Source organism: Bartonella sp. AA56HLJMS, from assembly GCF_042197145.1.
Taxonomy (GTDB): domain Bacteria; phylum Pseudomonadota; class Alphaproteobacteria; order Rhizobiales; family Rhizobiaceae; genus Bartonella.
The window spans coordinates 1-5,349 of the sequence record NZ_JBHIRL010000039.1 but is presented as its reverse complement, the minus strand read 5'-3'; the positions used below and the strand labels follow the sequence as shown (position 1 = coordinate 5,349).

Below are 5,349 nucleotides of genomic sequence, written 5' to 3'. Positions count from 1 at the left end.
TCATCGGCATCGGGTGCTGTGCCAACAATCCCGATAACGGCAGACTGAACCGCGCGAAGGGGGCGGGTGCCGTCGTCGACCTCGTCAACTTCAACACCGTGTAGAAAACCTGTTGCCATACTTTATGCTCCTTTAAATGAGGGATGAATTAAAATGAATGGGAAAAATGAGAGGTAAAAAGCCGCTCTTGAGAAAGGTTTGTTTTCAACAAGCACTTTCTTTTTATAAATATCTTGACTTGGTCCCAAAATGGTACTAAGATTGATAAAAATCAGGATAAACTTATGAAAATTGTTAAAATCTCCACACTTCAAACTTTTTGGGCTCGATATCCTGATGCTGAACAACCGTTAAAAGCATGGGTAGATGAAGCTAAAAATGCGCAGTGGCGTTCTCCTCATGACATTAAAGAGAAGTATAAAAATGCAAGCATATTAAAGAATAATCGTGTTGTTTTTAATATTAGAGGCAATGATTATCGTTTAGTTGTTTCAATCTTTTATCCAGCAGGTTGGCTTTATATAAAATTTATAGGGACACACAAACAGTATGATGCAATTGATGCTAATACTGTAGAACTAAAGGAATTTAAGAAATGAATATCAAACCACTTCGCACTGAAAGAGATTATCAAGAAGCTTTAGAAATTGTGTCTGCAATGTTTGACAATCAACCTAAAGAGAATACTCCAGAATTTGATCAAATGGAGGTTCTTGTGTTGTTGATTGAAGCGTATGAAGCAGAACACTATCCTGTTTCTCCTCCTCACCCGATTGAAGCTATTAAATTTAGAATGGAACAAATGAACTTAAGTGCTAAAGATCTCGTTCCTGCGATTGGTCATTTAAATCGTGTTTATGAAATCTTGAGTGGTAAAAGAAAATTAACACTGCGCATGATTAAAAACTTGCACCAACAGTTCAATATTCCACTAGAAAGTCTGATAGCTTAGGTTTTATACTAATTTATTTTTTTGAAAGATTTTTAAGGGGTTTCAAAAGGTCTTCAAAGATCATTTAAAGACCCTTTAATATGTATTATTTCTCGTTTTAGAAATCGCAATTTGAGATGATCAGCTCTTGAGCCGGCATTGGATTATTTGAACCACATGTATAAGATGTATTCACTTCTTTTAGTTTAAATTGGCTAAAGGTTTTTCGGATCTCTGGCACATCATTGAGAGACAGAACAAACTTTCCCTTTAATTGTGCAAACAGTGTGGACATCGTCTGGTAATCCTCTCACTTAAACAAATCCTTGCCATAGCAATTCTCAACGCCCCAATAGGGTGGGTCAAGATAAAATAAGGTGTTTGGTCGATCATAGCGCCTGATAAACTCAGACCAATCTAAATGTTCAATGGTAACACCTGCTAAACGGTGGTAAATAAGCTTTAATGAGGCTTCAAGTTTAAAACGATTAAAACGTGCACCGCGGTCTGTTTCAACTCCAAACGTGCGATTGGCGACTTGACCGCTAAAGCTTAACTTCTGCAGATATAAAAACCTTGAAGCGCGCTCTAAATCCGTGAGAGTGTTTGGGTCTTGCATGCGCAAGCGTTGAAATTCCTCACGGCTACTGATCTGAAATTCTAGCAATTCCATAAAAGGGTGATAATGGCGTTGTAACACCCTAAAAAAATTCACTACATCTCCTAAACGATCATTGATGACTTCAGTAGGTGGAATTAACTTTCGCCTAAAGAATATTCCTCCCATTCCAACAAAAGGCTCGGCATAAATGCTATGAGGGATGTCCTCGATAATTTTGACAATGGTTTTGGCTAATCTTCTTTTGCCTCCAATATAAGCAGCAGCTGGTGCGATAGGATCAACAGATTTTAATTTTTCTTTACAAAGTGTATCCATCATTTTTTAACACTCTTCCATCTATATTAGCCATCTTCTCACTGTTTCCAAGTGATAAGAAGTGGCTGCGATGTTGAGTTGAGTTGCATCGGACGGGTTTGTCGCTAAACTAAGTCCCGTTGGCTGGGCAACCAGCCCAGCCTCTATTTTTTGTTTCTTTCTTTGGTTTGGTGTTTCTAGGATAATTCCTGTGATATATCTGCTTGATTTTTCATAGCGATAGGTTATCAGAGCGGCTTGCCAAGAGCCGTTGATCTCTTTACAAAATTTTTGGAGTAGAAGAGGGGATTAGTCATGATTTCGGGGCATCCCTCTAGAGATAAAGAATGACTTCACTACAGTGCAGCAGAGACTATTCACTTCTGTTGCCATCTTGCTCTCCAAATCAATGAAGAGAGAATAACAACCATCACCATGCTCCATAAGCCTGACACTGTCAGTCAAAAAAAGCCCTTTAAAAGGGCTTTGAAAGAGCGATAAAAGGACCTAAAAACATGTAAGCCTGCTTATAAAACAGCTATCCATTTGACTTCTGTCATATCTTGGTTACTTGTGCATCCATTTAATCTTTCCATAACCTTATAAGAACAGCGCCATCAGCACCAGCACCGCTGTAATGCCCATCCCCGTTAGCACCAGCACCTCCACCCCCAAAACCACGCCCTGCTTTTCCTGAAGTATGGTAACCATCTCCCGTTCCTCCAGCGCCACCCCTTGATGTATCGCCCCCAGCATCACCTCCGTTACCACTCATTTCTGCATCAATTCCTTTCGTTCCAGCATAACCATTTCCGCCTTTGGCAAGTCCTAAGAGACCATCTGTTGCCCAACCAAAGTTCCCGCCAACTCCTCCAGTACCACCAGAACCTGAGTAACGGGATGATGGGCTGGAATAATAAGCACCTCCACCACCTTTTCCTCCTGTAGCTGTCATAAAATTTTTGCCAACGGTTGTTGTGCCTCCAGAATTTCCTGTCGCACCATGCTTTGCAACAGAAGTTCCTCCTTTACCAATGATGATATCCTCATGCCCGTTTAAACTGGCTTTATAGCCGTACCACACGGAACAACCTCCACCTCCTCCACCGCCGCCTAAGCAATAAGACCAAGAGCAACCACCACTACCGCCGCCACCCCAGGCTGTAATTTCGACTTTGGTTTTATCCGTGACCCAGTTGGGCCATTCAATTTTCCCATCTTGCGTATAAAGCAATTCAGCATCGGCAATAATGAGTTTATTAATCAAATCTTTTTTGATGTTTTTAATTTCCTGCTTGAGAATATCTATTTCTGATTTCGTATAAACAAGTTCTCCATCGACTCTCAAAGGTTCTTTAAGTGAGCTTCCGCTTGTACTTAAGTTAGTGATCATTTTGTTATTATGGGTAATATTCAATGATGTGTTTCCCAACAGTTCTAAGCCACCACTCATAGTGACTTTGCTGGTAAATTTATTATAATTCTGCCATTCATTGGGGCTGGCTAAACGACCATAGCTTGTGAGATCTTCGTTGATCTTAGCTCTAAAATCATCAAGTCCCACAATATCTTCAGTTTTATGTTGATGAGAACCAAGCAAAGATACAGCACTGCCAAAGGTAAAGTTATTGTTGCTTGATTTATAGAGAACATAATTGTTGGCAGCATCTTTTGCGCCTTCGATATCGCTTAAATCGGAAAAAGTGAAGGTTTTATCCGCTGCCATCTTGCCCTTAAGGGCTGCTTCAAGATCTGCGATATCACTTATTGTATGCGTGTGTTTTGAAGGTGCTTTTTCGTTTACCTTTTCCTCAACAGCCAAAAGAGCTTGATCAATTTTGGTCAAGTTTTCCCGCAAGATTGGGAATTCAGAACTGATAAAGCGTCCTTCTTTCGGCAATTCCATGTCGAGTTTTTTGGTTTTGGTCATGTCTCATTTTCCCATTATAATATGCCAGCGCCAAAATCACTCACCATGGACCGGCGCAGCAGGTCCACCGGTAAGGGTCAATTTCAAGCGCGCTTGTTTGGCTGTTTTGTCACTGCTCACAAATTTTCGTTCTGTCCAAAGCGGTTCAGCGAGTTGTTCTGTTTCCTCTAATTTCAAAGGGGTGAAAGCACCATCATCCAGCTGCATCTCCAGTGAAAAGGTTGCACCGCCCGGTAAAAAGGTTTTGATATAGCTGGTCAATCTTGCTTTTTCACCAAAGGCAAAAGCACGCGTGACATAAGTGGCTTCTTTATGGATCTTCCCCGCAATCAATTGAACAGGCGCAAACAAGACGGGTGAGAGCTTCTCTGTCCCTTTGAGAATAGCGCGGAGCTTTACCTTTTCACTGATATATTCAGTAAGGCTTAGCAATTGAAAGGGCAGGAGTTGATAAATTGTGCCATTGTTTCTTTCAATTTCAAAGATGACAGAACAATCGCTTGAAGGCAATTCAATGGCTGCGCGTACTTGCAAATCAGAGCAGTCCACAAGGTCAAAGGTGCCTAAATCGACAATCTTTTCTGTTTGCCTATAGCGTGCCGCCAGCACTCGAAAGGCTAAGGCTTCATCTTGATGAGCGGTCCAGCTCCTAGCATTGACAGAAGAAAAGCGTGGACCGGTCACGTAAGGGTGACTTGAGACAAATCTTTGGTGTTCTGCATCAAAATCTCCAAGCTTTGCTAGTGAAACGGCATGATCAGCATCATCGGTTTTAATGACAAAAGCAGTGAGACGGTCATTAGGGACTAACAAAGGGACATCATAGCGTGCCTCTGCCCAACCTAGCTTTGCGCCCTTCATAGAATAAAAGCTTTGTGCTTGAATATCGGCGGTCGGATAACCGTTTTCTGTAGTGACCAAATCAATCACCAAATCATGCTTCTCATTACCGATTTTGCAAAGATGAAAGTCAATACCGGTGATTTGCCGTGTTTCATCGGGGGTAAAGACTTGCGCTTGTGGGTCAAATTGCATCCATATTTTCACAGTGGTGGTGCGCCGCATCACTTTCACATCAATCAGACCTTGACCGGTAAAAAGCCCCGTTGCAATGGTTCCACCTTTCCCCCGTGCCACAACATTTTTTGTGCCAGCGGTGATGTTTTGTGGAATTTTAAAAGTTCCTTCAAGGGTGCCCTTGCTATCGGCAACAAGGCGGCTCGCTGGCAAAACATTCACACCATCAAAGATGAGGCTTTCTAATTGTTCTAACTTGCCAAAGCCTTCAATTTTAAAGTGAAGGGTAATTTGTCTTAAAAAGTCGGTTTGTTCTTGATGTGCATTGACCAAGTCATCACGCACTTCTGTGTTACGGATAGTTCTGCCGCGATGTTTTCCCATAATGATTTGATTGGTCACGCTTGAGAGCCAATCGGTGCGCTGTTCATGCCAGAAGTCTGTCGCGGGTTCAAGGGTTACTGTACCAGGCAAGGTCGCAAAATTTTGATAAGGATTGATTTTTTCGCAAGCCGTTGTCAACTCTTGCGCAATGATCACTTCATTTGTCCAGTC

At 41.8% G+C, this 5,349-nt stretch carries 3 protein-coding genes and 3 pseudogenes; 2 read left to right on the top strand and 4 right to left on the bottom strand.

All coding sequences use genetic code 11. The annotated features are described in order from the left end of the window. Positions 1-119, bottom strand: a pseudogene (locus tag ACFINI_RS09290) (phage tail protein); the annotation flags it as partial. Between the two features lie 165 nt (positions 120-284). Between ACFINI_RS09290 and ACFINI_RS09285 the strand changes: the two are divergent. Both ACFINI_RS09285 and ACFINI_RS09280 read left to right on the top strand, forming a co-directional pair. Next, positions 285-599, top strand: coding sequence for a type II toxin-antitoxin system HigB family toxin (locus ACFINI_RS09285; protein WP_317993618.1), 315 nt, complete (start codon positions 285-287; stop codon positions 597-599). Further along, on the top strand, positions 596-952 hold the full coding sequence (locus ACFINI_RS09280; protein WP_156851753.1) for a type II toxin-antitoxin system HigA family antitoxin: 357 nt from the start codon (positions 596-598) through the stop codon (positions 950-952). Before ACFINI_RS09285 ends, ACFINI_RS09280 begins: the two co-directional genes overlap by 4 nt. A gap of 97 nt (positions 953-1,049) precedes the next feature. Here ACFINI_RS09280 and ACFINI_RS09275 read toward each other — a convergent pair. The 3 genes and pseudogenes from ACFINI_RS09275 to ACFINI_RS09265 form a co-directional block, all read right to left on the bottom strand. Beyond that, positions 1,050-1,868: pseudogene (locus ACFINI_RS09275) on the bottom strand (DNA adenine methylase). Between the two features lie 562 nt (positions 1,869-2,430). After that, positions 2,431-3,777, bottom strand: coding sequence for a Bgr_08870 family protein (locus ACFINI_RS09270; protein ID WP_375647975.1), 1,347 nt, complete (start codon positions 3,775-3,777; stop codon positions 2,431-2,433). 14 nt (positions 3,778-3,791) lie between these two features. Then, a pseudogene (locus ACFINI_RS09265) lies at positions 3,792-5,349 on the bottom strand (DUF4815 domain-containing protein); the annotation flags it as partial.

Excerpts from the sequence above, each read along its gene's own strand:
- ACFINI_RS09285 (WP_317993618.1), top strand. The coding sequence starts at position 285 with ATGAAAATTGTTAAAATCTCCACACTTCAAACTTTTTGGGCTCGATAT.
- ACFINI_RS09280 (WP_156851753.1), top strand. The coding sequence starts at position 596 with ATGAATATCAAACCACTTCGCACTGAAAGAGATTATCAAGAAGCTTTA.
- ACFINI_RS09270 (WP_375647975.1), bottom strand. The coding sequence starts at position 3,777 with ATGACCAAAACCAAAAAACTCGACATGGAATTGCCGAAAGAAGGACGC.